The sequence below is a fragment of the Mesorhizobium abyssinicae genome (assembly GCF_049887195.1).
GTDB lineage: Bacteria > Pseudomonadota > Alphaproteobacteria > Rhizobiales > Rhizobiaceae > Mesorhizobium > Mesorhizobium abyssinicae.
This window is the reverse complement of record NZ_JARAKC010000014.1, coordinates 31,745-56,208: the sequence shown is the minus strand read 5'-3', so window position 1 is coordinate 56,208 and position 24,464 is coordinate 31,745. Positions and strand designations below refer to the sequence as shown.

23 protein-coding genes are annotated in these 24,464 nt (G+C 66.8%); 9 read left to right on the top strand and 14 right to left on the bottom strand.

Annotated features, from left to right (window positions below; all coding sequences use genetic code 11):
* Nucleotides 1-3: 3 nt before the first annotated feature.
* From lpxK to PU724_RS24655, 6 genes are all read right to left on the bottom strand, one after another.
* Nucleotides 4-1,029, bottom strand: a complete 1,026-nt coding sequence (gene lpxK / locus PU724_RS24680) for a tetraacyldisaccharide 4'-kinase (protein ID WP_354424297.1) — start codon at nucleotides 1,027-1,029, stop codon at nucleotides 4-6.
* 1 nt (nucleotide 1,030) lies between these two features.
* Nucleotides 1,031-2,347, bottom strand: coding sequence for a lipid IV(A) 3-deoxy-D-manno-octulosonic acid transferase (waaA, locus tag PU724_RS24675; RefSeq protein WP_127285847.1), 1,317 nt, complete (start codon nucleotides 2,345-2,347; stop codon nucleotides 1,031-1,033).
* A complete protein-coding gene (locus PU724_RS24670) occupies nucleotides 2,344-3,117 on the bottom strand; it encodes a lysophospholipid acyltransferase family protein (protein WP_426213659.1) in 774 nt (257 codons plus the stop codon). Before PU724_RS24670 ends, waaA begins: the two co-directional genes overlap by 4 nt.
* A 5-nt stretch (nucleotides 3,118-3,122) precedes the next feature.
* Nucleotides 3,123-3,368, bottom strand: a complete 246-nt coding sequence (locus PU724_RS24665; RefSeq protein ID WP_127285845.1) for a DUF4170 domain-containing protein — start codon at nucleotides 3,366-3,368, stop codon at nucleotides 3,123-3,125.
* 74 nt (nucleotides 3,369-3,442) lie between these two features.
* The gene (locus PU724_RS24660) at nucleotides 3,443-4,249 is read right to left on the bottom strand and encodes a 3'(2'),5'-bisphosphate nucleotidase CysQ (protein ID WP_354424292.1); all 807 of its coding nucleotides are present in this window, start codon (nucleotides 4,247-4,249) and stop codon (nucleotides 3,443-3,445) included.
* Nucleotides 4,236-5,579: a TldD/PmbA family protein gene (locus PU724_RS24655; protein ID WP_354424290.1), complete on the bottom strand. Its 1,344-nt coding sequence runs from the start codon at nucleotides 5,577-5,579 to the stop codon at nucleotides 4,236-4,238. The genes PU724_RS24660 and PU724_RS24655 overlap by 14 nt, the downstream gene beginning before the upstream one ends.
* 168 nt (nucleotides 5,580-5,747) lie before the next feature.
* On the opposite strand from PU724_RS24655, the gene PU724_RS24650 reads away from it, so the two are divergent.
* Entirely contained in the window at nucleotides 5,748-6,164 is a 417-nt protein-coding gene (locus PU724_RS24650; protein ID WP_127391766.1) for a VOC family protein, read from the top strand.
* Between the two features lie 35 nt (nucleotides 6,165-6,199).
* Here PU724_RS24650 and PU724_RS24645 read toward each other — a convergent pair whose 3' ends face one another.
* The 4 genes from PU724_RS24645 to PU724_RS24630 form a co-directional block, all read right to left on the bottom strand.
* A complete protein-coding gene (locus PU724_RS24645) occupies nucleotides 6,200-7,621 on the bottom strand; it encodes a hypothetical protein (protein WP_354424288.1) in 1,422 nt (473 codons plus the stop codon).
* A complete protein-coding gene (locus PU724_RS24640) occupies nucleotides 7,618-9,285 on the bottom strand; it encodes a CHAT domain-containing protein (protein ID WP_354424286.1) in 1,668 nt (555 codons plus the stop codon). The genes PU724_RS24645 and PU724_RS24640 overlap by 4 nt, the downstream gene beginning before the upstream one ends.
* Before the next feature lie 117 nt (nucleotides 9,286-9,402).
* On the bottom strand, nucleotides 9,403-10,653 hold the full coding sequence (locus PU724_RS24635) for an NAD(P)/FAD-dependent oxidoreductase (protein WP_354424284.1): 1,251 nt from the start codon (nucleotides 10,651-10,653) through the stop codon (nucleotides 9,403-9,405).
* A gap of 7 nt (nucleotides 10,654-10,660) precedes the next feature.
* A complete protein-coding gene (locus PU724_RS24630; RefSeq protein WP_354424282.1) occupies nucleotides 10,661-12,049 on the bottom strand; it encodes an aminotransferase-like domain-containing protein in 1,389 nt (462 codons plus the stop codon).
* A 286-nt stretch (nucleotides 12,050-12,335) separates the two neighbouring features.
* Here PU724_RS24630 and PU724_RS24625 point away from each other — a divergent pair, with 286 nt between their 5' ends.
* Genes PU724_RS24625 through PU724_RS24610 form a run of 4 tightly spaced genes read left to right on the top strand, consistent with a single transcriptional unit; the run spans nucleotide 12,336 to nucleotide 16,685 of the window.
* Nucleotides 12,336-13,517: an ABC transporter ATP-binding protein gene (locus tag PU724_RS24625; RefSeq protein WP_354424280.1), complete on the top strand. Its 1,182-nt coding sequence runs from the start codon at nucleotides 12,336-12,338 to the stop codon at nucleotides 13,515-13,517.
* 5 nt (nucleotides 13,518-13,522) lie between these two features.
* Nucleotides 13,523-14,566, top strand: a complete 1,044-nt coding sequence (locus tag PU724_RS24620; RefSeq protein WP_292105962.1) for an ABC transporter substrate-binding protein — start codon at nucleotides 13,523-13,525, stop codon at nucleotides 14,564-14,566.
* A 7-nt stretch (nucleotides 14,567-14,573) separates the two neighbouring features.
* Nucleotides 14,574-15,854: an ABC transporter permease gene (locus PU724_RS24615; protein WP_354424278.1), complete on the top strand. Its 1,281-nt coding sequence runs from the start codon at nucleotides 14,574-14,576 to the stop codon at nucleotides 15,852-15,854.
* A 3-nt stretch (nucleotides 15,855-15,857) separates the two neighbouring features.
* A complete protein-coding gene (locus PU724_RS24610) occupies nucleotides 15,858-16,685 on the top strand; it encodes an ABC transporter permease (RefSeq protein WP_127284937.1) in 828 nt (275 codons plus the stop codon).
* Here PU724_RS24610 and epmA read toward each other — a convergent pair.
* Nucleotides 16,682-17,734, bottom strand: a complete 1,053-nt coding sequence (epmA, locus tag PU724_RS24605) for an EF-P lysine aminoacylase EpmA (RefSeq protein ID WP_354424276.1) — start codon at nucleotides 17,732-17,734, stop codon at nucleotides 16,682-16,684. The genes PU724_RS24610 and epmA overlap by 4 nt on opposite strands.
* Before the next feature lie 129 nt (nucleotides 17,735-17,863).
* On the opposite strand from epmA, the gene efp reads away from it, so the two are divergent.
* Nucleotides 17,864-18,433, top strand: a complete 570-nt coding sequence (efp, locus tag PU724_RS24600; RefSeq protein ID WP_127284938.1) for an elongation factor P — start codon at nucleotides 17,864-17,866, stop codon at nucleotides 18,431-18,433.
* 19 nt (nucleotides 18,434-18,452) lie between these two features.
* On the opposite strand, the gene PU724_RS24595 is transcribed toward efp, so the two are convergent.
* The 3 genes from PU724_RS24595 to PU724_RS24585 all read right to left on the bottom strand — a co-directional run bounded on the left by PU724_RS24595 (nucleotide 18,453) and on the right by PU724_RS24585 (nucleotide 21,584).
* Entirely contained in the window at nucleotides 18,453-19,553 is a 1,101-nt protein-coding gene (locus PU724_RS24595) for a glycosyltransferase family 4 protein (RefSeq protein WP_354424274.1), read from the bottom strand.
* 116 nt (nucleotides 19,554-19,669) lie between these two features.
* On the bottom strand, nucleotides 19,670-20,326 hold the full coding sequence (locus PU724_RS24590) for a Vgb family protein (RefSeq protein WP_354424272.1): 657 nt from the start codon (nucleotides 20,324-20,326) through the stop codon (nucleotides 19,670-19,672).
* A 37-nt stretch (nucleotides 20,327-20,363) separates the two neighbouring features.
* A complete protein-coding gene (locus PU724_RS24585) occupies nucleotides 20,364-21,584 on the bottom strand; it encodes an ATP-binding protein (protein WP_354424270.1) in 1,221 nt (406 codons plus the stop codon).
* Between the two features lie 111 nt (nucleotides 21,585-21,695).
* Between PU724_RS24585 and PU724_RS24580 the strand changes: the two genes are divergently transcribed.
* From PU724_RS24580 to PU724_RS24570, 3 genes are all read left to right on the top strand, one after another.
* A complete protein-coding gene (locus PU724_RS24580; protein ID WP_354424268.1) occupies nucleotides 21,696-22,445 on the top strand; it encodes a DUF899 domain-containing protein in 750 nt (249 codons plus the stop codon).
* A 91-nt stretch (nucleotides 22,446-22,536) separates the two neighbouring features.
* Nucleotides 22,537-22,806: a hypothetical protein gene (locus tag PU724_RS24575; protein WP_354424266.1), complete on the top strand. Its 270-nt coding sequence runs from the start codon at nucleotides 22,537-22,539 to the stop codon at nucleotides 22,804-22,806.
* A gap of 180 nt (nucleotides 22,807-22,986) precedes the next feature.
* The gene (locus PU724_RS24570) at nucleotides 22,987-24,447 is read left to right on the top strand and encodes a phospholipase D-like domain-containing protein (RefSeq protein WP_354424264.1); all 1,461 of its coding nucleotides are present in this window, start codon (nucleotides 22,987-22,989) and stop codon (nucleotides 24,445-24,447) included.
* Nucleotides 24,448-24,464: the final 17 nt, after the last annotated feature.

Sequence of the window (24,464 nt, the reverse complement as noted above, 5' to 3'; positions counted from 1 at the left end):
TTCTCATCCCCGCAGCTTGCGCTGCCGCCAGGCATCCAGCGTCTCGTCGATGATGCGTTCTGGCGCATGGTCGAGCTCGAAGACGGCGTCGATCTCCAGCACGTCGAGCTGCTCCAGGAACTCTTGCGACGCGCCATGGCGCAGCCGGGCGGCGTCCTTGGCGGTGGTCGCCAGGCGAAGCCCATCGCGCTTGGCGGTCGCCGCCAATTCGGCAAGCTCGTCCTCGGCGTAGAAATGATGGTCGGGGAAGGATCTGGCGAGCACGACCTCGCCGCCAGCCTCGCTCAGCGTGCGGAAGAACTTATCGGGATGACCGATGCCGGCGAAAGCGAGAAAGCGCTTGCCGGCGAAGCGCTTGCGGGCGCGAGGCTCGGTATGCGCTTCGAAGATCGGCCGGCCGGCGCGCGCCGCCTGGCGCACCACCGCGTCGGCGGCCGTCCCCTCGCCCATCTTGAGCAGCGCGCTGGTGAAGACCAGTTGGTCGACGATGTTTGCTCTCAGCGGTCCGCCCGGGATGACGCGGCCGTTGCCGATGCCGTAGCGCGCGTCGACGACTACCAGCGCGAAATCGATATGGAGGCGTGCGCTCTGGAAGCCGTCGTCCATGATGAGGAAGTCGCAGCCGAGCTTTTCCTTCAGCAGCCTGGCGCCTGCGGCACGGTTCGGCGTCACCGCCACCGGCGCATGCTCGGCCAAAAGCAGCGGCTCGTCGCCGACGTGTTTGGCGGCGTCGTGATGCGCATCGACGATGTGCGGCTCACCGAAGGAGCCGCCGTGACCGCGCGACAGGAAGCCGGGATTGAGCCGCATACGCTTGGCTTGCCTGGCGAGCGCGATCGCGACCGGCGTCTTACCGGTGCCGCCGACGGTGAAGTTGCCAACGCACAGCACCGGCGCCTCGACCTTTTCGCGCGGTGCCCGCCGCATGCGGCGGCCGGCGACGAGCGCATAGACCGCCGACAGCGGCGACAGCGCCAGAACGCGCCAGTCCGGTTTTTCCCACCAGAAGGGCGGTGCTTCGGAGGTCACGCTACCTCCCGTCTGCGCCCTTCAGGCGCGACTTGACGATCAGCGGCTGGATGTAGGGCTCCAGCGACTTCAGCGTGCGTGCCAGCGCGCCGCGCATCTCGTCGACGGTGGCCGCTCCCGCCGCCATCATCTCATGGCGCGCCACCTCGTTGGTCAGCAGGAAATTGACGGCGCCGGCCAGCATGTCGCGGTCGCGCACCAGCTTGGCGCCGCCGCTGTCGAGCAGGCGCTGATAGGCCTCGCGGAAGTTCTGCACGTTGCGGCCGGCGAGCACCGCCGTCTCCAGCATCGCCGGCTCGAGCGGGTTCTGGCCGCCCTCGGAGGTCAGCGAGCGGCCGACGAAGGCGATTTCCGTCAGCCGCAGGTAGAGACCCATCTCGCCGATCGTGTCGCCAAGCAGAATGTCGGTGTCGGCCGTAATCCTGTCGCCCCTGCTGCGGCGGGCGAGCTTCAGGCCCATGGCGGAAATCTGCGCGGAAAGCGCTTCGGCGCGATCGGGGTGGCGCGGCACGATGATGGTGAGCAAGCCGTGGTGGCGCCGGTGCAGGGTCGCATGCACCTCAGCCGCCACCACCTCCTCGCCGTCATGGGTCGAGATCGCCGCCCAGGTCGGCCGTTCGCCGATCTGCCGCTTCAGCGAGGCCAGCGCGCGCTCGTCGACCGGCGGCGGCGCGGTATCGACCTTGAGGTTTCCAGACACCGTCACCGGCCGGGCGCCGAGCGTGCGGAAGCGCTCGCCATCCACATCCGACTGGGCAACAACATGGGCAAGGTTCTCGAACAGCGCCTCGGCGATGTTGGCGCGCTTCTTCCACGACGAGAAGGAGCGGTCGGACAGCCTGCCGTTGACCAGCACCTGCGGCACGCGGCGGGCGCCGAGCTCCAGCATGGTCATCGGCCAGATCTCCGATTCGGCGATGATCGCGAGGTCCGGCCGCCAATGGTCGAGGAAGCGGCTGACGGCGGGCTTCAGGTCAAGCGGCACGTATTGATGGATGATGCGGTCACCCAACCGCTCGTCGGCGACCTGCGCGGAGGTGACCGTGCCGGTGGTGAGCACGATGTTGACGCCATAGTCGAGGATGCTCTTGACCAGCGGCACGACGGCGATCGTCTCGCCGACGCTGGCCGCATGGATCCAGATCACCGGTCCTTCCGGACGCGGGCGGCCGGCGACACCGTAGCGCTCGCGCCGGCGCACGCGATCTTCCTTGCCCCTGGAGGTGCGCCAGGCGACATAGGGGCCGATCAGCGGATAGGCGGCGGCGCCCGCGTAGCGGTAGGCCGACAGCATGGCGCGCGCCCAGCGCTCGCTCATTTCGAACCGTCCACGAGGCGATAGGCCTCGTCAGTTGCGGCGTTGATCGCGTCGGTGACTTCCTGGCGCTTGCGTTCCATCTCGGCGTCGTCGGCATCGGCCGGCACGAATACCGGCGGCCCGACGATAACCGCTGAGCGGCCGAAAGGCAGGTTTATGGTGGTTTTATCCCAGCTTTTTTCAAGCACCTTGCGGCGGCTGGTGGCGATCGCCGAAGGCAGGATCGGCCGGCCGGACAGCCGCGCCAGAAGCACGACGCCCATCCCGGCGTCGCGCGGCGTGCCGTGCGGAATGTCGGCGATCATGGCCACGTTCTTATCGGCGGCGAGCGATTTCTTCAGGGCAATCAATGCCTTGGCGCCACCCTTGTCGAGATGCCTCGTACCGTCGCGGCCACCGGAGCCGCGCACTGCCTCAATGCCAAACTTCTCAAGCATCAACGCGTTGAGCTCGGCATCCGCGCTGCGCGAGACCATGGCGACCAGCTTCCGGCCTTTCGGGTAATAGGCGGGCGTCAGCAGGTGCTGGCCGTGCCAGAGCGCGATGATACCGGGCTCCAGATGCGCGTAGGCACCGCCGGCGACCTGAGTCGACCCCTTGACCAGCGGGCTGGTCAGGCGAACCAGACGGACAAAATTGGCGAACAGGCCGGCGATGAAGCTTTTGACGAACCGCGACTGCGCCAGCGGCTCGCGAATCCTGCGCCAGAGCGTCTTGCCGCCACGCCTGACCGTATGGGCGGGCTGCCCCTTCACCGCTTCATGCTCCAACGGTGTCAACCGGCGGCCTTCACGTCTGGGTCGAGCAGCCGGTGCAGGTGAACGACGAAATAGCGCATATGGGCATTGTCGACGCTGGCCTGCGCCTTGGCTTTCCAGGCCGAGTGCGCGGACTGGTAGTCGGGATAGATGCCGACGATGTCGAGTCCGTCGAGGTCGCGGAATTCGGTTCCGCCGAGCTTCTTCAACTCGCCACCAAATACCAGGTGCAAAAGCTGCTTCTTTCCGTCTTCCACGGCCATGTCGGTCCTTCACATATCGTGAGTTTGCAAAGGTCTAGACCAAAGCCGCCGACTTTGGAACCTTTGATGATGGTTCAACTTTCCAGCCCGGCGATGACGCCGGCAAGCACGTCGAGCAGCTCGCCGCTGCCGGCGGCCAGCGCGCCGTGGTGGATCACCGCGCCGGCATAGCGCGGCGGCCGGCCTTGTCTGTCGAGCAAGGCGCCGCCCGCCTCGCGCAGGATGAGGTCGGCGGCGGCGATGTCCCAGTCATGCGCGTTGGGCTTGACGAAGGTGGCGTCGAGCTTGCCGGCGGCGATCATCGCCAGCCGGTAGGCGAGCGATGGAATATAGGGCATGCGGTGCAACCGGCCCTGCCACGCCTCCGGCAGCAGGTCGACCAGCGGCTTCGGGCCGCCGATATCCACATTGTCCGCCAGCGCGCGCACGCGAATCCGCTCGCCGTTGAGGAAGGCGCCTTCGCCAGGCAGCGCCCAGTAGGTCTCATGCTTGGCCGGGCATTCGAGGACGCCGGCAAGCGTCACCCCGTTTTCCACCACCGCGACGCTGACGCACCAGGAGTGCAGGCCATCGAGAAAACCACGCGTGCCGTCGATCGGGTCGACGACGAAGGTGCGGTGCGCGGCAAGCCTGGCGTGGTCGTCGGCGGTTTCCTCCGACAGCCAGCCGTAACCCGGCCGCGCCCTGAGCAAGGTCTGGCGAAGATAGGCGTCGGCCGCGTGGTCGGCCTCGCTGACCGGCGAAGTGCCACCCTTCATCCAGACTTGCGGGTTATTGCCGAAATAGCGCATGGCGATCGCACCCGCCTCGCGGGCGGCGTCGCGCAGCAGAGCGAGGTCCTCGCGGGCCCCGGCCAGGACGGTCGGATCAGGCGCCGGCAAGGGTCATGCCTTCGATGAGCAGCGTCGGCGCCGCGGTGCCGAAATTGCGGTCGAGGTCGCTCGCCGGCACCATATTGAGGAACATGGTCTTCAGATTGGAGGCAATTGTCACCTCGGCGACCGGATAGGTGAGCTCGCCATTCTCGATCCAAAATCCGGAGGCGCCGCGGCTGTATTCGCCTGTCACCATGTCGACGCCCTGGCCAAAGACTTCAGTGACATAGAAGCCGCGCTTCAGCGACTTGATGAGGTCTTCCGGCGTCCGCTCGCCCGGCTCGATGGCGAGATTGGTCGAGGACGGCGAGACCGAGGAGCCGCTGCGCGAGCCGCGCCCGTTGGTGACAAGGCCGAGCTCACGCGCGGCCGAGGTCGACAGGAACCAGTGGTTGAGCACGCCCTTGTCCACCATCAGCAGTTTCTCGCCCTCGACGCCTTCGCCGTCAAAGGGGCGCGAGGCCTGGCCGCGGCGCCTCAGCGGCTCGTCGGTGACGGTGATCGCCGCCGCGGCGACCTGCTTGCCCATCATCTCGCGCAGGAAACTGGTCTTGCGCGCCACCGCGGCGCCATTGATGGCGCCGGCGAGATGGCCGGCGATGCCGCGCGCGACGCGCGGATCGAACACGACGTCGACCGGTCCGGTCGCCGCCTTGCGAGCGCCGAGGCGGCGCACGGCGCGCTCGCCGGCCTTGCGGCCGATCTCTTCGGGCGCATCGAGATCGGCGAAATGCTGGCGCGACGAGAACTCATAGTCGCGCTCCATGCCGGTGCCCTCGCCGGCAATGACACTGGTCGAGCGTGAGAAGCGCGAGGCGACATACTGGCCGACGAAACCGTGCGAGGTGGCAAGCACCAGGCCGCCCAGCCCGGCGCTGGCGCCGCTGCCGGCCGAGTTGGTGACGCCCTTGACGGCGAGTGCGGCCGCTTCCGCCGCAAGTGCCGCCTCCTTCAACGCATCAGCCGAGACCTCGGTGGCGTCGAACAGGTCGAGATCGCGCGGCTTGCCGGCCAAAAGGGCCGGATCGGCAAGGCCCTGATAGGGATCCTCGGGCGATACCCTGGCCATGGCGACGGCGCGTTCAGCCAGCGCCTTTGGGTCCGAGGCCGCGGTCGCCGAAACGCTCGCCACCCGCTGACCCACGAAGACGCGCAGCGAGACATCCTCGCTCTCCGACGATTCGGTGCCCTCGACCTTGCCCAGCCGCACCGAAACGCCCGCCGAGCGACCACGCACCGCGACAGCGTCGGCGGCATCGGCGCCGGCGCGCCTTGCAGCCTCGACCAGGGCCGCGACGCGGTCGGTCAGTTTTGCTGCGTCGAGCTTGTCGGTCATGCACTTGATCCTGTTTCTTCGCCGTGGTTGGGAAGCTGCCGCACCATCTATTGTTCCCCTGCCGCTTGTGCAATGGCGGAAGGACAATCAGAGTGCCGCGACCAAATCGCACCCGAACCGGCCGAAACCATCGCCCAATGCATCGCCAAACTGCCAGGAGCCTTCGCCATGACGCCTTTCCATCTCGCCTTTCCGGTGCGTGATCTCGATGAAACCCGCGCTTTCTATGGCGAGGTGCTGGGCTGCGCCATCGGTCGCTCCTCGGCGAGCTGGGTGGATTTCGATCTCTTCGGCCACCAAATGTCGGCGCATTTGCGGCCGCAGGCATCAGTGGCGGCGCACGAGGGCAAGGTCGACGGTGTCGCGGTGCCGATTCCGCATTTCGGCGCGGTGCTGCTGATGGACGAATGGGAGCGGCTGGCAGCCAGGCTGGAAGCGCGATCCGACATAGACTGGCTGGAGCGCCCGATGGTGCGCTTCAAGGGCGAGCCCGGCGAGCAAGCGACGCTGTTCATCCGCGACCCCTCCGGCAATGCCCTGGAATTCAAGGGCTTCCGTTCGCTGGAGCAGATCTTCGCGCATTGAGCCGATCGGGCCACGCCACAAGCTGAGCCGCGCTGCTACTTCGCGTCCGTCTCGTATTGGCCGGCGATGAAGATTTCGAGGAAGCGCCGCCCGTCGCGGCGCGAAGCCTCCTGGCCGGCGTCGTAATTGGCCATCGCCGTTTGCCTTTGGCTGAAAATGTCGTAGGCGCGGCGGGCGAGCGGCATGGCGGCTTCATAGCCGCTGGTCTTGGTGACAATCATGCGAACCGTCGTGGCCAGGACATATTCGGTCACCTGCGGATCGTCCCGCGCGACGTCCGCCGCGGCGGTGGCGGCTTGCAGCAGATCGCGCACCGCGAGCCCGTCGGGGGCACCGTCGCCGCGCGCCAGCACCGCGATCGCGACATAGAAGCGCGACAGCGCCGCGTTGACCGCATCGCCCGACAGGGCCGCATCCGCCTCGCTCTTCCTGAAGGTCTCCTCGGCGCGCCGGTAGTCGCCGCTGGTGAAGGCAAGTCCGGCTTGCTGCGACAGCAGCGCAAAGCGCTGTTCCGGTGTCGCCGCGAAATCGCTGGCTATGTCGATGGCGGCCGCGGCCGCCTTCCGGTCGCCGGTCGCCACGGCTGCAGCGGCGAGACGGCTGAAGACGCTCCAGGTCAAACGCCGCCAGCCAGCGTCGGTCAGCGCGAGATCGCGCAGCTTCGGCTTCGACTGGCCATCCCAAGGCGAGGCGACGAGCAGATCGGCGGCGCGGCGCAGCGCCGTCACAGCCAGAGTATTGCGCCCCTCGAAAGCATAGGCGGTGCCGGAGATCGACTGGCAGTGGGCGTTCTGGAAATCGACATCATCCCCGGCAAGACCGGTATCGCCCGGCAGCATGGCCCGCGATGCGAGGGTCAGAGCGAGTTCGGTATTGCCGACAGCCAGCGCCTGGTCGGCCTTCCCGGCAAGATCGAGCGCCAGTTCGGCAGCCGACGGCAGAGCCTGCCCGGCATCGGCGCCGGTGGCGCTCTTCGCCCACGACCGGGCTTGGTCCTCCAGTTGCTTGCGCTGCGCCTCGCCGAAGCGCTCGCCCATCCACAGCGCGGTGATGGTCACGGTCTCGATCGCTTCCTTGTAACGGCCGAGATCGGCCAGCGCATAGGCGCGCGACACCAGCAGCGAATTCTTCATGTCTGCGTCGGGCTGCTGCGCGCCGAGCAGCAGCGACAGGCCTTCGTCCGCCAGTTGCAGCGCAAACGCCGGGTTGCCGTCGAAGCGGGTGGTGTCGGCATACATGGCGTAGATGATCGCAAAGTCGGGCGTGAGCTCGCCCCTGCGGCGGGCGTCGCGCAGCGCCTCGCTGAACATGCCGCGCACTTCGGAGTAGCTGTCGTTCTTGCGGTAGGCCTCGGCGGCCTTCTCGGCCAGGGCGAACGGATCGACGCGCTCTGCCAAGGCGATATTTGCCTGGAGAGACAGCAGCGACGCCGCGAAGAAACGCAGAACCGTCTTCAATAGCCGCCCTCCCCGACAAGGACGAAGGGCGCCCAGGCGGACGGGTGCGCAAGCGAGGGATCATCCTTGTCCTGCATGATGTCGAGCATGGCGAGGCGGAGCGCCTCGGCTCGGCGGAGCCTTGAGCCGCTGCCCAGCGCCGCAAGCGTCAGCGTGGTCAGACGTGCGGCGGCATCGTCGCGGACCGGCCAGTGGGAGACAAGGATCGCCCGCGCGCCGGCGTAGAGGAAGGCGCGCGCCAGGCCGGACAGGCCCTCGGCATCCGGCCGGCCGTCACCGCCGGCGGTGTTGCAGGCCGAGAGGATGACCCATTGCGCCGACAGCTTGAGCTCCGCCACTTCGGAGGCGGTCAGCAGGCCGTCATCGCGCGCGGTGGCGACTTGCGGCGGGGTCAGCACCAGGGCTGGCTCGGCCAGACCGCGCAGGTCGCCGGAGAGCAGGCCATGAGTGGCGAAAGCCAGGACGTCCGTCGTCGACAGGTCCGTCTGCTTGACGATGGTTTCGCTCGCCCTCGCGCCGACAAAGAGGTCCGTTTCCGGCGCGCCGAGAATGGCGGCTAGCTTGCGCAACTCCGGGCCGGTCTCAGGCAGCGGCGGCAGGTCGCGCACTGCGTCGACATTGGCGAGGCTGCCGCGAAAGAAACTTGCGGGAGGGGCGGAAGCGACCTCGACCGTCTCGCCGCCCAGCAGAGGCGCGCCGAAGCCGCGAAAGGCGATGCGCTTTTTGCCGCCACGCGGCGGCGGGTATCTGCGGATGACGGCCAGGCTGTCGACGGACGGCAAGGTGGTGAAGGCATAGTGCCTCGCCAGCCAGTCGGTCCGGCGCAGCGCCTCCGGGTCAGTGTCTTCACCGGTGGGAGCCGAGGCGACGAGTACCGACAGAGGAAGGCCGGCCAGCGGACCGTCACTGACGACGAAGACGTGGCGCGCGGCCTTAAGCGCCGGCTCGACCGGCCGGACCAGCTCGCCATAGAGGATGCTGGCCGTCGTGCGATCGAAGGGCGCGACGCGCGGCTTGTCCATGCCGGGGACCAGTGTCCTGGCGCCGCGCGCGGCCGCCGCCGGATCGAGCTCGGCCCGCAACCTGGCGATGTCGCCGCCAAGGATCTCCGCACCATAGCTGGTTTCGGTCCAGGCGGTGTCATGCTTGCCGATCGCCCAGACGAAGATGTGATCCTGCCCGGCAAGCATCAGCAGCAGGCCCTCGTCCTCATCGAGCAGGGCCTGCACGTCGGCCACCGACAGCGGTTTGGGATGGGCAAGGTCGGCATAGCGCGGGAAGGACTGCGCCAGCTTGGCGTCGACGCCAACCAGTTCGGCGCGCAGCGAATCGATCTCGCCGCGAAGGCGCACCAGCGCGTCCGCTCCGCTCGAGCCGGCAGACGTCGCCTGCCCCAACGCCTTTTCCTTCTCGGCGACCATGGAAACGATATCCTGGCGTTGGCGCACCATGCCCGCCAGCTCCGGCGAGCCGGCAGCGGCGCGCAGGCCAAGCTGCTGCAACGCGTTGCCAGCTGAGGACAGCAGCGCCCATTGCGCGGCCTCGAACGCATCCTCAAGGTGGCGGTCGGCCGCCGGCGCGACTGCCGGGGCGCCGACAGACGCCAGCCCGGCCACCAGAAGACAGATGCGCGCCAGGCGCCAAGGCGCCCGCGGCGATTTCAATTCAGCCAGCCCCAATGACAACCCCTGCCCGCCGATCGCCACGCCGGAATACGCGGCGATCGCGCCATCATTGTGATGGGGAGGATTGGATGCAAGGGGGCGGAGCGTTGGCCTCTATCAGGCGCTGAAGCGATCGGCGGCAAAAGGACCCAGCCGAGAGGCATCCACCGTGCCGCCGATCAGTGCCGCAACCAAACGTGCCGTGATCGGCGCCAAGGTTAGGCCGAGATGACCGTGGCCGAAGGCGTGGATCACCCTGGAACTGCCGCGCGAACGGCCGATGATCGGCCGGGAATCGGGCAGCGATGGACGGAACCCCAGCCATTCGGACGAGCTTTGGCCAAGGTTGGGGAAGAACTGCCTGACGCCGCGATCGAGCAGCGCCAGCCGGCGCGGATTTGGCGGCGCGGCAAGCCCGCCGAGCTCGACCGTGCCGGCGACCCGCAGCCGGCCAGCCATCGGCGTCATGTAGAAACCGAGATCGACAGGACAGACCGGGCGATTGAGCGGGGGAACATCTGTCGGGAATTCGAGATGGTAGCCACGCTCGGTGTCGAGAGGGATTTTGTCGCCGGCCTGCGCTGCCAGGGCCCGTGACCGCGCGCCGGCGGCGATCACCACCGCGCCCGCCTTGATATCCATATCGGGACCGCTCAGCCTGACACTGCTCCCCTCGATTTGCAGCCCGGTCACCTCAGCCTTGACCAGCAACGTCCCGCACACGGTTGCGGCATCGAGCAGCCGCTGCATCAGCGTCCCGGGATCGGTGACGTTCATCGAGTCCGGGAAATAGAGGCCGCGCGCTCCCGTCGCCGGAAGGCCGGGCTCCAGCGCGGCCACCTCTTCCGCATCCAGCACCTGCTGGTGAACGCCAAACCCGGCGCGCAGCGCCCTGCCCCCGGCACCAGCGGCGAAATCGCTTTCGCGTCGATAGAGATAGAGGCAGCCTTTGCGGCGTAAGAGGTCCTGCAGGCCCGCCTCCTGCACCATCTCCTCCCAGGCCGGCAAGGCTTCCGCCAGCAACCCGGCGAGCGCCACTGCATTGGCGCGGGTGGCCGCCGGAAGCGATTGCCTGACAAAGCGCACCAGCCATGGCGCCAACTGGAAAAGTGCTGCCCAGCGCATCGAAAACGGACTGTCCGGATCGAGCAGCAGTTTCGGCAAAGCGCACAGGACGGCCGGATTGCCAACCGGCATGCAGGCGTATTCGGCGAGCGTTCCGGCATTGCCGAACGAGGCGCCCGAGCCCGGCTCGTTGGGATCGATCAGCAGAACCTCACGGCCTTCGCCAGCAAGCCGCAACGCTGTCGCCAGCCCGACGACACCGGCGCCAATGATGGCGATCTCGACTGTCCTGGACGCTGCCACCGATGACCTACACAAAACCCGGCAGTTGCAGATGACCGGCCGCGAGCAACTCGGCCATCGTGCTGAGCGCCGTGCGCAGATCCTCCTGCGAACGTGCCGCGCCGACATTGATGCGCACGCCGTGCTGGACCGGTTCGCGGCCGACCGCGAAGGCATCGCCGGGCAGCACGGCAACGCCGCGTTCCAGGCAAGTGCGGGCAAAGCCCGCGCCGTGCCAGGGTTCAGACAGGCGCAGCCAGGCATGGGTCGACGTCGGATGCGCCTGGATATCGAAGCGGCCGAGGATTTCGCTGAGGATGGCCTGGCGCTGGCGCAGCTCCTGTTTCTGGATCTCGATGATGCGGGCGGCCGAGCCTTCCTCGATCAGCCTTGCGCCGATCAGCGCCGTCAGCGGGCTGATGCTCCAGCAGTTGATGCGCAGCGCCGCCGCGACCTGGCCAGCGATGGGGCGCGGGGCGATGACGAAGCCCAGGCGCAGGCCTGGCGCCAGGCATTTCGACAGCGCGCCGAGATGGATCGTCAGCTCCGGCTCGAGACTGGCGAAGGATGGCGGCGGATCGTCGGCAAGCGGCCGATAGACGTCGTCCTCGATGATCAGCACGTTGTGGCGCCTGGCGACCGCGGCGAGATCGCGCCGGCGTTCCTCGCTCAGCGTGATCGTCGTCGGATTGTGCAGCGTCGGCACCAGGAAGACGGCGCGCGGGCGCAGTTGCGCGCAGGCGGCGTCGAAAGCGTCGGGACGCATGCCGCCGCGGTCCATGGCGATGCCCCTGAGGTCCAGCCCGTGCACGCGGCACAGCGCATTGATGCCCTGGTAGGTCACCTCGTCGGCCAACACCACCTCGCCTTGCCGGGTGACGGCGCCGAGCAGGCAGTCCAGGCCATGCTGGGCCCCGGCAGCCAGCACGACGCGGCCGGGGTCGCCATCGCCGGCAACGGATTTGAACCAGTCGGCCACCGCCACTCGCGCCCAGAGCGGTCCTTCCGGCGGATGGTAATCCTGCAGCGCGGTGTAGTGTCGGTCCTTGGACAGGCGCGGCAAGAGTGCTGCTACCGCATCGAGATAGGCCGATGTGGCGGGCCGATTTACGGAAAGGTCGATGATGCCGCTCTGGTCGCTCGGCGCCGACACGAAGCCCGGTTTTTCGCCGGCGTCACGGGCGGCGACCGTCGTGCCGCGCCCGGGCCGCGCTTCGAGCAGCCCCTGCTCCTGAAGGGTCGACAAGGCCCGCGTGACGGTCGTGACATTGATGCCCAGCGCCCGCGCGATCTCGCGCTGCGGCGGCAACCGGTCACCGACAGCGAGCGTGCCGGCGGCGATGCGTTCGGCGATCGCATCGGCAAGACGGCGGTAGACCGGACTTTCGTCGTCGGCGAGGCGAAGATCTTGGAGCATACGGGATTCGACTACGGCTGATGTCTCACTGTTGGCGCATCTAGCATAAGACAATACTCCGTACAATAGAGCTTGTCTGACGCACAATCGCAAGACGCCCTGCCAGAAATCTCACACAATTCGTTAATAATCGGCTTGACGGACAAAGTTGTCTGCATCTATGGTCGATTTCAGGTTAGTTGTGTGACCATACAAGTCGCACGACCTGCCGGGCAGCAGGCCGGTTTCCGGGAGGACGAGGCATGGATCGCAAGCCGCATCTCAGCCGCATCAAGGATTGCGGACTATGAGCGCCCGCCAGGCCGCATTGCCGGCCGTGGCGGCCACGATCGCGCCCGCCACGCAAGCAGATCCCGTCGGCAAGGGTTTCGTCGAATTCGCCGATGTCGAAAAATCCTACGACGGACGGGCCTTCGCTGTGACGCGGATGAACCTCACCGTTGCGCGCGGCGAATTCCTGACGCTGCTTGGTCCTTCCGGCTCCGGCAAGACAACGACACTCAACATGCTTGCCGGCTTCGAGCGGCCGACGCATGGCACGATCACGCTTGAAGGCCAGCCGGTCGACCGCTTGCCGCCCTATCAGCGCAACATCGGCATGGTGTTCCAGAACTACGCGCTGTTCCCGCATATGACGGTCGAGGAGAACGTCGGCTTCCCGCTCTCGGTCCGGCAGGTCGGCAAGGCCGATATCGCGTCCAGGGTAGCGAGCGCACTCGACATGGTGCGGCTCAGGCAATTTGGCGACCGCAGGCCGACCCAGCTTTCCGGCGGCCAGCAGCAGCGCGTGGCGCTTGCCCGCGCCCTGGTGTTCAAGCCGAGCCTGGTGCTCATGGACGAGCCGCTCGGCGCGCTCGACAAGAAGCTGCGCGAACACATGCAGCTCGAGATCAAACAAATCCACACCATGCTCGGCGTCACCATTGTCTACGTCACGCATGACCAGAGCGAGGCACTGACGATGTCGGACCGCGTCGCTGTCTTCAACAATGGCGGCATCGTCCAGCTCGGTTCGCCCGACGATCTCTACAACGCGCCGCAGAGCTCTTTCGTGGCGAGCTTCATCGGCGAGAACAACACGCTCGAAGGCGTGGTCGATCGCGTCTCCGGCGCAGAATGCCGTGTCAGGCTGAATGGCGGCGGCGAGCTTACCGCGCTCGCCATCGGCGTCGCGCAGGGCGCTCCCTGCCACGTCGCCATCCGCCCGGAGCGGCTGACCCTGACGCCGACGGCGGCCGGCGGCAATGCCCTGCCCGCCACTGTGGACGGGCGTATCTATCTCGGCGACCACCTGCGCCTTTTGGCCAAGCTCGCCAGTGACCAGGTGCTGACCGTCAAGGTCGGCCCCGAATCGACGATGGCAAACGGCGAGACCGTGACGGTCTCCTGCGCGTCCAATGATTGCCGCGCCTTTCCGGCCGATGCCGGATCGGGCGGTGCCATTCCAAAACAGGGGAAAACGAAATGACACTCATGAGGAAGACTCTTCTCGCGCTCGCGGCCGCCACGGCCTCGATGACCATCGCCGGCGCCGCCTTCGCCGACGAGCTGTCGATCATGGCGAGCGGCGGCGCCTGGCAGGACGCGCAACGCAAGGCCTGGTTCGAACCTTTCAGCAAGGAGACAGGCGCCAAGATCCTCGAGCAGGAGTATCTCGGCGATCTCGGCAAGGTCAAAGCGATGGTCGAGACCGGCAACGTGCCGATCGACCTGGTGACGGTCGAGACGGCGACCGTGCTGCAGGGTTGCGACGCCGGTATCCTCGAACGCCTCGACTATTCCAAGATCGGGCCGCGCGACAAGTTCATCGAAGGCTCGGCGCTCGATTGCGGTGTCGGTCTCGACGCTTACGGCGACATCCTCGCCTACGATCCGACCGTGCTGAAAGAAGCGCCAACCTCGGTTCTCGACCTGTTCGACACGACCAAATTCCCCGGCAAGCGCGCCATGCGCAAGTTCCCGGCGCAGAACCTCGAATGGGCGCTGATGGCAGACGGCGTGGCGCCGGCAGACGTCTACAAGGTGCTGGCCACGCCGGAGGGCGTCGACCGTGCCTTCAAGAAGCTCGACACGATCAAGAAGGACATCGTCTGGTGGGATGCCGGCGCGCAGCCGGCGCAGCTTCTGGCTTCCCAGGAAGTGGTGATGACCACCGCCTGGAACGGCCGCATCCAGAACGCCATCGACAACGACAAGAAGCCATTCAAGATCGTCTGGAACAACCAGATCCTCGAATACGACATGATCTCCATTCCAAAGGGCGCCAGGAATCCGGAGCTGGCCTACAAATACCTCGCCTATATCAGCCAGCCGGAAAACAACGCCAAGCTCGCCAGCTACATCACCTATGGGCCGGTGCGCACCGACGCGGCGTCCTTCGTCGCTCCCGACGCGCTGCCGAAACTGCCGAACGCTCCGGATCACTTGAGCGGCGCCTATCTGGTTGCCGACACCGAGTTCTGGGGCGACTATGGCGAGGACCTCGTCAAGCGCTTCAACGCCTGGCTTGCGCAGTAGGCGAGAGATGTCGGCGCTCCAGCCCAGCGAACTCGACCGGCCCGCGCTGGCCCGCGGCCGGGCAGCCGCCGACGCCGACCTGAAATCGGTGTCGGCGGCGCTCCGGCGCGCCGAATTCGGCGACCGGCTGCGCACGCTGCTGCTGGCGGCGCCTTTGCTCATTCTCCTGGCGCTGAGCTTCGGCATCCCAATCGTGCTCCTGCTGTCGCGCGCCGTCTATGATCCGACAATCGCAGATGCTTTGCCCAAGACGACCGTGGCCCTGGGCGGCTGGAACGGCCAGGGCCTGCCGGGTGACGATGCCTTCGCGGCGCTCGCGGCGGACCTCAAGGACAATCAGGCCAAGGGCACGGCCTATGAGCTGGCAAAAAGCCTCAACGCCCGCCTGCCCGGCGCGCGCAGCCAGGTGCTGAAGACGGCGCGCAAGCTCGAAAGCGCCGACGGCCAGGCCGCGCTCGACGCCGTGAAATCGCTGCCGTTCTGGTCAGCGCCGTCGACCTGGCCGACGATCCGGAACGGCACTCACAGCCTCACCTCGTTCTATCTGCTCAGCGCCCTCGACCTGCGCTGGAATGCCGATGGCAGCATCGAGCGGGTGCCGCCGGAGCAGGCGATTTTCGTGCAGGTGTTCCTGCGCACCTTCTTCGTCGCCGCCGCGGTGACGCTGGCCACGCTGCTGCTGGGGTTTCCGCTGGCCTATCTCATCGCCAGCGTACCGAAGGGGCTGGCGGCCATCCTGATCGTTGCGGTGCTTTTGCCGTTCTGGACTTCGATCCTGGTGCGCACAGCCGCGTGGACGGTCCTTTTGCAGAAATTCGGGCTGGTCAATGACTTCCTGCTCTTTATCGGCGTCGCAAGCGAACGGCTCGACCTGATGTACAGCCGTATCGGCCTGATCATAGCCATGACCCATATCCAGCTGCCGTTCACGCTACTGCCGATCTACAGCGTCATGCGCACGATCCCGCCCTCGCAGATGAAGGCCGCCTATTCGCTCGGCGCCAAGCCCTTCACTGCCTTCCGCCGCGTCTACATTCCGCAGGTGTTTCCGGGCGTCATGGCCGGCTGCCTGCTCACCTTCATCTTGTGCCTGGGCTACTACATCACGCCGGCGCTGATCGGCGGCGCCAGCGACCAGCTGATCAGCAATTTCATCGCCAACTACGTCAATGTCGAATTGAACTGGGAGATGGCGGCGGCGCTGAGCTTCATCCTGCTCGTCTTCACGCTGGCGCTGTTCGGCATCTTCGCCCGCATCCTCGGCCTCGACCGCCTAAAGCTGGTGTAGCCCATGCTGTTGTCTCCCTACCCCACAACCGGCGAACGCATCCGCATCACCCTGCTGTGGATCTGGTGCGGGCTCGTCATCCTGTTCCTGCTGGTGCCGATCCTCATTCCGGTGCCGCTCTCCTTCAACAGCGGCGCCTTCTTCATCTTCCCGCTGGAAGGCATCTCGACGCGCTGGTACGAGGTGGTGCTCGGCACCCAGCGCTGGCAGTCGGCGATCGGCAACAGCCTGATCGTCGCCTTCGGCACGACGCTGATCGCAACCACGCTCGGCACGCTGACGGCAATCGCGCTCTCGGACGAGAAATTCCCGGGGCGCCGCATCGTCATGCCGCTGCTTCTGTCGCCACTGATCGTGCCGGTGGTGATCACCGCCGTCGGCTCGTACCTGTTCTATGCGCGCATCGGCCTTGCCAGCACCTATGCCGGCATTATTCTCGCGCATACCGCGCTCGCCAGTCCCTTTGTCGTAGTGACGGTGGGCGCGAGCCTTACTGGCTTCGACCGCAATCTGATGCGCGCCGCGGCGATCTCGGGCGCTAAGCCGCTGACTTCGTTCTTCCGGGTGATGTTGCCGCTGATCCTGCCCGGCGTGCTCTCTGGCGCGGCCTTCGCCTTCGTCACTTCCTTCGACGAGGTCGTGGTCGTGCAGTTCCTGGCCAGCGCCGGCCAGCGCACCATGCCGCTCGAAATGTTCATCGGCCTTCGCGAAAAGCTCAGCCCGGCGATCACCGCCGCCGCGACGCTGATGATGGCGCTGTCGATCGTGCTTCTGGTGGTGGCCAATCTTTTGGCGCGGCGCGGTCAGAAACGGCCGGGCACCGCACCCTAGATCGGTGCCCCGGCCACCGGGGTCCAAATCACATCGTCGATCCTGGTCGCCCCGGTCGCCAGCATAGCCAGCCGGTCGAAGCCGAGCGCCGAGCCGCTCGCCTGCGGCATGCTGGCCAGCGCCGCCAGGAAATCCTCGTCGATCGGGTAACGCTCCTGGTAGATGCGCTCCTTCTCGTCCATCTCGGCGGCGAAGCGGCGGCGCTGTTCCGCCGGATCGGTGAGTTCACCAAAAGCGTTGGCGAGCTCGACGCCGCAGCAATAGAGCTCGAAGCGCTCGGCGACGCGGGGATCCTCGGCGCTCGGCCTGGCAAGCGCGGCTTCCGAGACCGGGTAGCCATAGAGGATGGTGGCGCGCCCCTGCCCGAGCGCCGGCTCGACCTTCTCGACCATCACCCGGCTGAACAGGTCGGCCCAGCTGTCGTCAGGGGCGGTGCGTATGCCTGCCCTGACCAGGGCTGCGTGAAGGGCGGCGCGATCGGTGCCGCCATCGGTTGCCAACGTCGCGAGAAGATCGATGCCGGCATGGCGCATGAAGGCCTCGGTGACGCTCAGCCGCTCCGGCTCGGCGAACGGGTCGGCCTCGCGGCCGCGAAAGCGGAAGGTCCTGGCACCCGCCTTCTCCGCCGCCAGCGCCAGGAATTCGGCGCAGTCGCGCATCAGGCTCTCATAGGTTTCGCCGACCCGGTACCATTCGAGCATGGTGAATTCCGGATGATGCAACGGGCCGCGCTCGCGGTTGCGCCAGACCGGGCCAAGGCTGAAGATGCGCCGTTCGCCGGCGGCCAGCAGCTTTTTGCAGGCGAATTCCGGCGAGGTGTGGAGATAGAGCGGCTGGCGCGCGCCGTCCGTCCCGATCGCCTCGGTGGCGAATGCCGCAAGATGCGCCTCGTTGCCAGGCGAAACCTGCAGCGCCGAGGTCGTCACCTCGATGAAATCGCGCTCGCCGAACCAGCCGCGCAGCGCCGCAGTGATGGCGTTGCGGGCGATCAGCCGCGGCCGGCGATCGGCATGGACATCGGGCGTCCACCAGGGGGAAGCGCCGGTCATGGGCGGGAAAATCGCCGGGAAGGCTGGCGGTTCGGCGCGAGATGCGCTAGGGCGCGCGGGATGGCCGCCGTTGCCGATTTGTGGCAAGCAGCATTCTCAGGCCAAGAAACTCGATTGGGATTGAACACCGTGGTCAAGGTCATCGCCAGCTCCTTACGCAAAGGCAACGTCGTCGATAAGGACGGCAAGCTCTATGTCATCCTCTTTGCCGAAAACATCCACCCTGGCAAGGGCACGCCGGTGACGCAGCTCGACATGCGCCGCATCGGCGACGGGGTGAAGGTTTCGGAACGCTACCGCACCACCGAGCAGGTGGAGCGCGCCTATGTGGAGGAGCGCGAGCACACCTTCCTCTACTCGGACGCCGAAGGCTTCCATTTCATGAACCCGGAGACCTACGATCAGGTGGCCGTGACGGAAAGCGTGGTCGGCGACGCCGCGCCCTACCTGCAGGAAGGCATGCCCGTGCAGGTCTCACAGTTCAACGGTATCGCAATCGCGCTGGTGCTGCCGCAACGCGCCACTTTCGAGGTGGTGGACACCGAGCCGGTCACCAAGGGCCAGACGGCGTCCTCGTCCTACAAGCCGGCGGTGCTTTCCAACGGCGTGCGCACGGCAGTGCCGCCCCACATTTCCGCCGGCACGCGTGTGGTGGTGATGACGGCCGACGGCTCCTACGTCGAGCGCGCCAAGGACTGAGTTCAGGACGAGTCCAGACCTACCAGAGCTCGCCGGCGACCAGGCGAGCCGCTTCCTCGTGACCGCGCGACAGGGCCGGATCGGCGCCGAAGATCCGCGCATTCGACGACCATGACTGCAGCCGGCCTGGCGCCTTGCCCCGGCTGATCGCCGCGATCAGGTCACGGCGCGAGCAGGCGCCTGGGATGACGAGCCCGGCATCGGCCTTCTCCACCAGATGAGCGAAGCCGCAGGTCTCGGTGAGGATGACCGGCAGCCCGTTGGCCAGCGCCTCGACGATGACCGTTCCGGTGGTCTCGATGCGCGCCGGGTGAACAAGCAGGTCCGCCGCCGACATGATGGCGGGGATATCATCGCGAAAACCGAGGAATCTTATGTTGCCGCGCAGCTGCCGCGGCACTCCGCGCAGCACATGGCCCGCCATCGGAGTGCCGGCGGCGATCCCTGCGACCAGCCAGACGCAGTCGGGGAATGCCTCAAGCGCGCGCGCCACGCGGTCGAACCCCTTCACCCATGCCGCCCAGCCGATCGACAGCCAGGTCTGCGCCCCCGCCCCGATGCCTAGTTCCGCCCGCATGCGCTCGCGCGTTCCGTCGCTCCGCAAATGCGGCATCCGCCGCGCCGGGTCGAGGTTCGGCGAGATGCGCCGGAAGCGGCCGTCCGGCGTCTTCCAGATACTTTGGTATTCGCTCTGCTGGCGCTCGCTGAGCATGATCAGGCTGGTGCGGGCGCCGGGCGCGAAACAACCCTGCTCGAGCTGCATCTGGGTGCGAAAGCGCGGCGAGAAGGTGCGCCAGGCACCTTGCTTGACCTTGGCGTAGGAGCGATCGCCGGAATAGTAGATGTCGAGCATCGGCAGCTTGTTGAAGCCGACGATGCGGTCGAAGTCGCGCCGCTGCGCGGCGAGCGCCGCGCCCAGCGCCACGTCGCGGCCGGGATTGGTGGGGTTGGTGGTCTTGACGATCCGGACCTGGCAGCCCGGATCGATCGCGCCGCGTATTTCCGTGGTCAGGATGGTGACGTCGTGGCCGGCGGCGGCGACGTGCCTGGCAATCGACAGGCAATCGCGCTGCAGCCCGCCGAAAGACGACAGATTGCTGATCGCCATGCCGAAACGCATGAAGATACTTCCCCAAAGCCCTCCTGCTTTTATCTTTTCTTTCAGACCTGGCAAGATCGAGGCGCGCGTCGAGCGTCTCGATCACGAAGTTCTGAACGCGTCTTCTGCTTCGCCGGCTATTTGTTCGCCGCCGTGGAGGGGTGCACCGGGCGGCGTACCGCCCGCACCTTGCCGCTGTTGCCGCCGCCGCAGAAGAAGCAGCCACCGCCATCCGACTCCAGCCCGGACACGCCGGTTCCAGCCGGCATCTCCAGCATCTCGAGCACCTCTCCCGTGCTGGGATCGATACGCCGCAGATCGCTCTCATCGCCTTCCCAGGTGCCGTGCCACAGCTCGCCGTCGACCCAGGTGACGCCGGTGACGACGCGCTTGGACTCGATGGTGCGGATCACCTTGCCCGTTTCGGGATCGATCTGATGGATCTTGCGGGCGCGGTATTCACCGACCCAGAGCGAGCCTTCAGCCCAGGTCAGGCCGGAGTCGCCACCATTGCCAGGGGCCGCAATGGTGGCGACCACCTCGCCGGTCTGCGGCTCGATCTTCTGGATGCGGTCCTCGGCGATCTGGTAGAGGTGCTTGCCGTCAAAGGCGGTTCCGGCATGCGCGGCGACATCGATCGAGCGCAGCGTCGCCCCGGTCTCGGGATCGAGCGCGTTGAGCTTGTCGCCGGAGGCGAACCAGACCTTTTCGCCGTCGAAGGTCACGCCGGCGACGGTCTTGACCCCCGGAAAAGGTCCGTATTCACGCAGGATTTCGGCGGCGGCTCGTTTCATCTTGATCTCCATCGATATGAACAATCTCGCCACTAACCTAGTCGCTGGGCAGCGGACCTGGGAGTAACAACACAGTCGGGAATGCCGGCATCGGCGGCGTCATCCAGCGCCGGGCCCTGCCGCGGCCGACCGGCTGCACCTTGTGTTGCCCCGAAAGCTCTTCGAGCGCCCGCTGCACGGTGCGCGCGCTGGCGCCGAGCGCGATCGCCAGCGCCGAGCTCGACCAGGACTCGCCGTCGGCCAGGAAGGCGAGTACCGCGCCATGCTCTTCCTCGACAGGCGGCGCCAGCACCACGACCTCGCCGGCGCGCTGCGGGGCCAGCTCGAAGCCCTGGGCCGTGGCGTTGATCTCGGCGAATGCGCCGAGCTCGGCGCGCAGCCGGCCCATCTCGACCCGCAGCCGTGCGCGATGCGATTCATCTGCATGCCTGGCGCGAAAAGCGCGTCTGAGCAACGCCTCCCGTGACGCGTCCGCCGGCCAGGCTTCGGCAAGCGTGCGCGCCAGCGCAAACAGCACCGGCCGCGTCGCCAGCTGAACCACCGCGCCCGCCTCGCGCACGACATTGCGGCAGGCATCGACGATCAGCGCCTGCGAGGCCAGCAGCGCCTCGACCTCTTCGAGCAGGAGCAGTCTCTCGGAACCTTGCGCGATGAGCCGCGCGGCGGGCATCTTCAGCACCAGCGAAGCGTTTTCCACCTCGGTCGTGAGCGCCGGTATGTTCGCCTCATAGGCGCCGAGCGCTGCCCGGCCGAGCGCGGCCCGCGCCGCCTTTGTCCTCAGGCGCCGGACCGCGATGCCGGCGGCCGCAAGCTCGTGCGCGACGCGCGCGACCGGCGGCAGCGGTGCGGGGTCGAAGCCGGCAAGCAGGCGTTCGGCTTCGTCGAGGCGGCCGATCAGGATGAGGCGGCGCGCTTCCAGGCTTCCCGCATAGGCGGCGTTGACACGGTCGCCATGCGCTTGAAGCGTCGCTCGCGCCGTCCGCAGCGCCTTCTCCGGCCAGCCGAGATCGCGTGACACCAGCGCGATCTCTGCCTCGGCGACGACGCAGCGCGCGCGCGCCACCATTTCCTTCGGGCTGAACGCGCGGGCAGCGCTTTTGAGCAGCGCCTTTGCCCGCTCGAGATCGCCGAGCTGGGCCATGGCGATGCCGCGCAAGGCCAGCGCCGGCGCGTCGTCGCGCAGCGCGACCCGCTTCAAGGCGCCGAGCGGATCACCGGCGGCGAGCGCGCGGCCGGCTGCGGTGATCAGCGAGTCCATGCAGGGCCCGCCGGCGCAAATCCCGTCACACTTGTAACTCTCACCATCGCGCCATCCGGCCCTATGTCTGTCTTCGCACCCCAACCAAACCGAAAGAATGGGACAAGAGCAATGACCCAACACATGAAGACACCGCCGATCGTTTCGCAGGAGGCCTGGGAAGGCGCGTATGAAGAGATGCTCGTGAAGGAGAAGGCGATGACGCGGGCCCGCGATGCACTCGCCGCCGAGCGCCGCCGCATGCCATGGATGGCGGTCGACAAGGACTATATGTTCGATGGCCCGAACGGCAAGGCAAGCCTGCTCGACCTATTCGAAGGCCGCCGCCAACTGGTCGTCTACCGCGCATTCTTCGAGCCCGGCGTCTATGGCTGGCCGGAACATGCCTGCCGCGGCTGCTCGCTGGGCGCCGACATGGTCGGCAACGTTGCCCATCTCAACGCCCGCGACACGACGCTTGCCTATGCCTCGCGCGCGCCGCGGGCCGACATCGCGCGGCTGAAGAAGCGGATGGGCTGGGAGATGCCCTGGTACACGATCACCGACAGCTGGGATAAGGATTTCGGCGTCGACGAATGGCACGGCCACAACGTGTTCATCCACGACGGCAGTCGAATCTTCCGCACCTATTTCATCAACAATCGCGGCGACGAGGCATTTGGCACCGTCTGGAGCTATCTCGACGTCACCCCGCTCGGCCGCCAGGAGGTATGGGAGGATTCGCCCGAGGGCTATCCGCAGACCCAGACCTACAAATGGTGGAACTGGCACGACAACTACGAAGAGGGCGCCGCCCCCGACCAGAGATGGGTCGAGGTGTCGGATGTCGGCGAAGCGGCCTTCCGCAACAAGGACGCCTGAGCGCGAAGCGACTCTGGCGGTGCTAGCCGCACCGCCAGAGCCGATCCCCGATCGGGCCTTGACGGCCCTTACACCTTGGAAAGTGGATACAATGAGCAGCGAAAACGACGGCGCCCTTGCGGCGGCTGATTCCCCTCGCCCCAACGACTTGAGCGGCTTCGGCCTCGCCGACTGGCTCTGCCTGGCGGCAGCACCGACCTTCGCGGTCATGGCGCTGCTGACCGCCGCCTATGGCGGCCACGACATGATGTGCATGCCCGGTCCCGGCACCTCCATGCTCGGCGGCATGGTGCCGATGTACCTGCTGATGGCCGGCTTCCACCTCGCGCCCTGGCTGCGGCTGGTGGCGAGGCGCGGCTGAATTCTGCCGCGTCTGCGGACGCCAATCGTCACTTCGAGTTCATCGCCTTCTCGCGCATGACCCGCCACAAGCACGAGATCACCACCGGTTTGCGCCTAGCAGGTCTCGCCAAGAGCGTGTCCTCGACCTGTTCCACCAACCGCATTGCCTTCCGCTTCCGCTCGCACAATAGTCGGACCGATGCTGCAGGCAATCGCGAGTCACTGGTCTACGCTGATCCTCGCCCTCTCCCTGGCGATGGCGGCCGTCGGCATCGTCCACGCCATCATGACCAAGGAAGACGTGCGCGCCGCCACCGGCTGGGTCGGCGTGATGCTGCTGTCGCCCTTCCTCGGCGCGATCATCTACGCCATCGCCGGCATCAACCGCATCCGTCGCGCGACGATCAGCGCCATGCGGCCGCTGTCCGGCGAGGCGGCTCTGGCCAAGCAGGAGCGCGACATCGCCGCCGAGGACCTGATCACGGCCGAGTACGGCCAGCGCTTCGTCGGGCTGAAGACGCTGGGCGACAGGGTGGCACGCCGTGCTCTGACTTCAGGAAACGCGATCGTCGTCCTCGAAACGGGCGATGAGGCCTATGCCGCGATGTGCCATGCCATCGACGGCGCGGAGCGCAGCGTGCTGCTCGAGACCTATATCTTCGACAATGACGCGGTCGGACAGCTGTTCGTCGAAGCGCTCGGCCGCGCCGTCCGGCGCGGCGTCGCCGTGCGCGTGCTGATCGACGCCGTCGGCGTGCGCTACTCCGTGCCCAGCATCCTCAAACAGCTCAAGGAGGCGGAGGTCACCACCGACCTCTTCAACGGCAACATCGTCATGGGCCTGAGACTGCCCTATGCCAATCTGAGGACGCACAGGAAGATCCTCATCGTCGACGGCACGGTGGCGTTCACGGGAGGCATGAACATCCGCAAGGGCTTCTCCGCCGAATTCGCCGGATCCGACAGTTCGCGGGACACGCATTTCAAGGTCACAGGGCCGGTGGTGGCCGACCTGTTCTCGGTCGCGGCTGAGGACTGGCGCTTCGCCGGCAACGAGGCCCTGAAGGGCGAGACCTGGCAGGTGGCGGCACCCTTGTCGGCTCCCGGCCAGCCGATGCTGGTGCGGGCGGCGGCGAGCGGACCGGATGCCTCGAACGAAACCAACCACAAGCTGCTGATGGGGGCGTTCTCCGTCGCGCGCAAATCGATCCGCATCATGTCGCCCTATTTCCTGCCGGACCGCGAACTGATCAGCGCGCTGACCACGGCGGCACGGCGCGGTGTCGAGATCGACATCGTCGTCCCGGCGGTGAACAACCTCTTCCTCGTCGACCGCGCGATGACGGCGCAGTTCGACCAGGTGCTGAAGCATTATTGCCGGGTCTGGCGCCACGAAGGCGCCTTCGACCATTCGAAACTGATGGCGATCGACGGCGTCTGGGCCTATATCGGCTCCTCCAATCTCGACGCCCGGTCGCTGAGGCTGAATTTCGAGATCGACATGGAGGTTCTTGATGCGGACTTTGCCGCCGAGATCGAGGCACGCATCGGATCGGCCATCGCCTCCGCGCAGCCGGTGACGCTTGAGACGTTGAAGGCCCGCCCCTTCTTCATCCGCGTCTTCGACCGGTTGCTGTGGCTGGGATCGCCCTATCTATAGCGCAAGGAACAGAGCAG

Excerpts from the sequence above, each read along its gene's own strand:
- waaA (WP_127285847.1), bottom strand. The coding sequence starts at position 2,347 with ATGAGCGAGCGCTGGGCGCGCGCCATGCTGTCGGCCTACCGCTACGCG.
- PU724_RS24665 (WP_127285845.1), bottom strand. The coding sequence starts at position 3,368 with ATGGCCGTGGAAGACGGAAAGAAGCAGCTTTTGCACCTGGTATTTGGT.
- PU724_RS24655 (WP_354424290.1), bottom strand. The coding sequence starts at position 5,579 with ATGACCGACAAGCTCGACGCAGCAAAACTGACCGACCGCGTCGCGGCC.
- PU724_RS24650 (WP_127391766.1), top strand. The coding sequence starts at position 5,748 with ATGACGCCTTTCCATCTCGCCTTTCCGGTGCGTGATCTCGATGAAACC.
- PU724_RS24630 (WP_354424282.1), bottom strand. The coding sequence starts at position 12,049 with ATGCTCCAAGATCTTCGCCTCGCCGACGACGAAAGTCCGGTCTACCGC.
- PU724_RS24625 (WP_354424280.1), top strand. The coding sequence starts at position 12,336 with ATGAGCGCCCGCCAGGCCGCATTGCCGGCCGTGGCGGCCACGATCGCG.
- PU724_RS24620 (WP_292105962.1), top strand. The coding sequence starts at position 13,523 with ATGAGGAAGACTCTTCTCGCGCTCGCGGCCGCCACGGCCTCGATGACC.
- PU724_RS24615 (WP_354424278.1), top strand. The coding sequence starts at position 14,574 with ATGTCGGCGCTCCAGCCCAGCGAACTCGACCGGCCCGCGCTGGCCCGC.
- PU724_RS24610 (WP_127284937.1), top strand. The coding sequence starts at position 15,858 with ATGCTGTTGTCTCCCTACCCCACAACCGGCGAACGCATCCGCATCACC.
- epmA (WP_354424276.1), bottom strand. The coding sequence starts at position 17,734 with ATGACCGGCGCTTCCCCCTGGTGGACGCCCGATGTCCATGCCGATCGC.
- PU724_RS24595 (WP_354424274.1), bottom strand. The coding sequence starts at position 19,553 with ATGCGTTTCGGCATGGCGATCAGCAATCTGTCGTCTTTCGGCGGGCTG.
- PU724_RS24590 (WP_354424272.1), bottom strand. The coding sequence starts at position 20,326 with ATGAAACGAGCCGCCGCCGAAATCCTGCGTGAATACGGACCTTTTCCG.
- PU724_RS24585 (WP_354424270.1), bottom strand. The coding sequence starts at position 21,584 with ATGGACTCGCTGATCACCGCAGCCGGCCGCGCGCTCGCCGCCGGTGAT.
- PU724_RS24580 (WP_354424268.1), top strand. The coding sequence starts at position 21,696 with ATGACCCAACACATGAAGACACCGCCGATCGTTTCGCAGGAGGCCTGG.
- PU724_RS24575 (WP_354424266.1), top strand. The coding sequence starts at position 22,537 with ATGAGCAGCGAAAACGACGGCGCCCTTGCGGCGGCTGATTCCCCTCGC.
- PU724_RS24570 (WP_354424264.1), top strand. The coding sequence starts at position 22,987 with ATGCTGCAGGCAATCGCGAGTCACTGGTCTACGCTGATCCTCGCCCTC.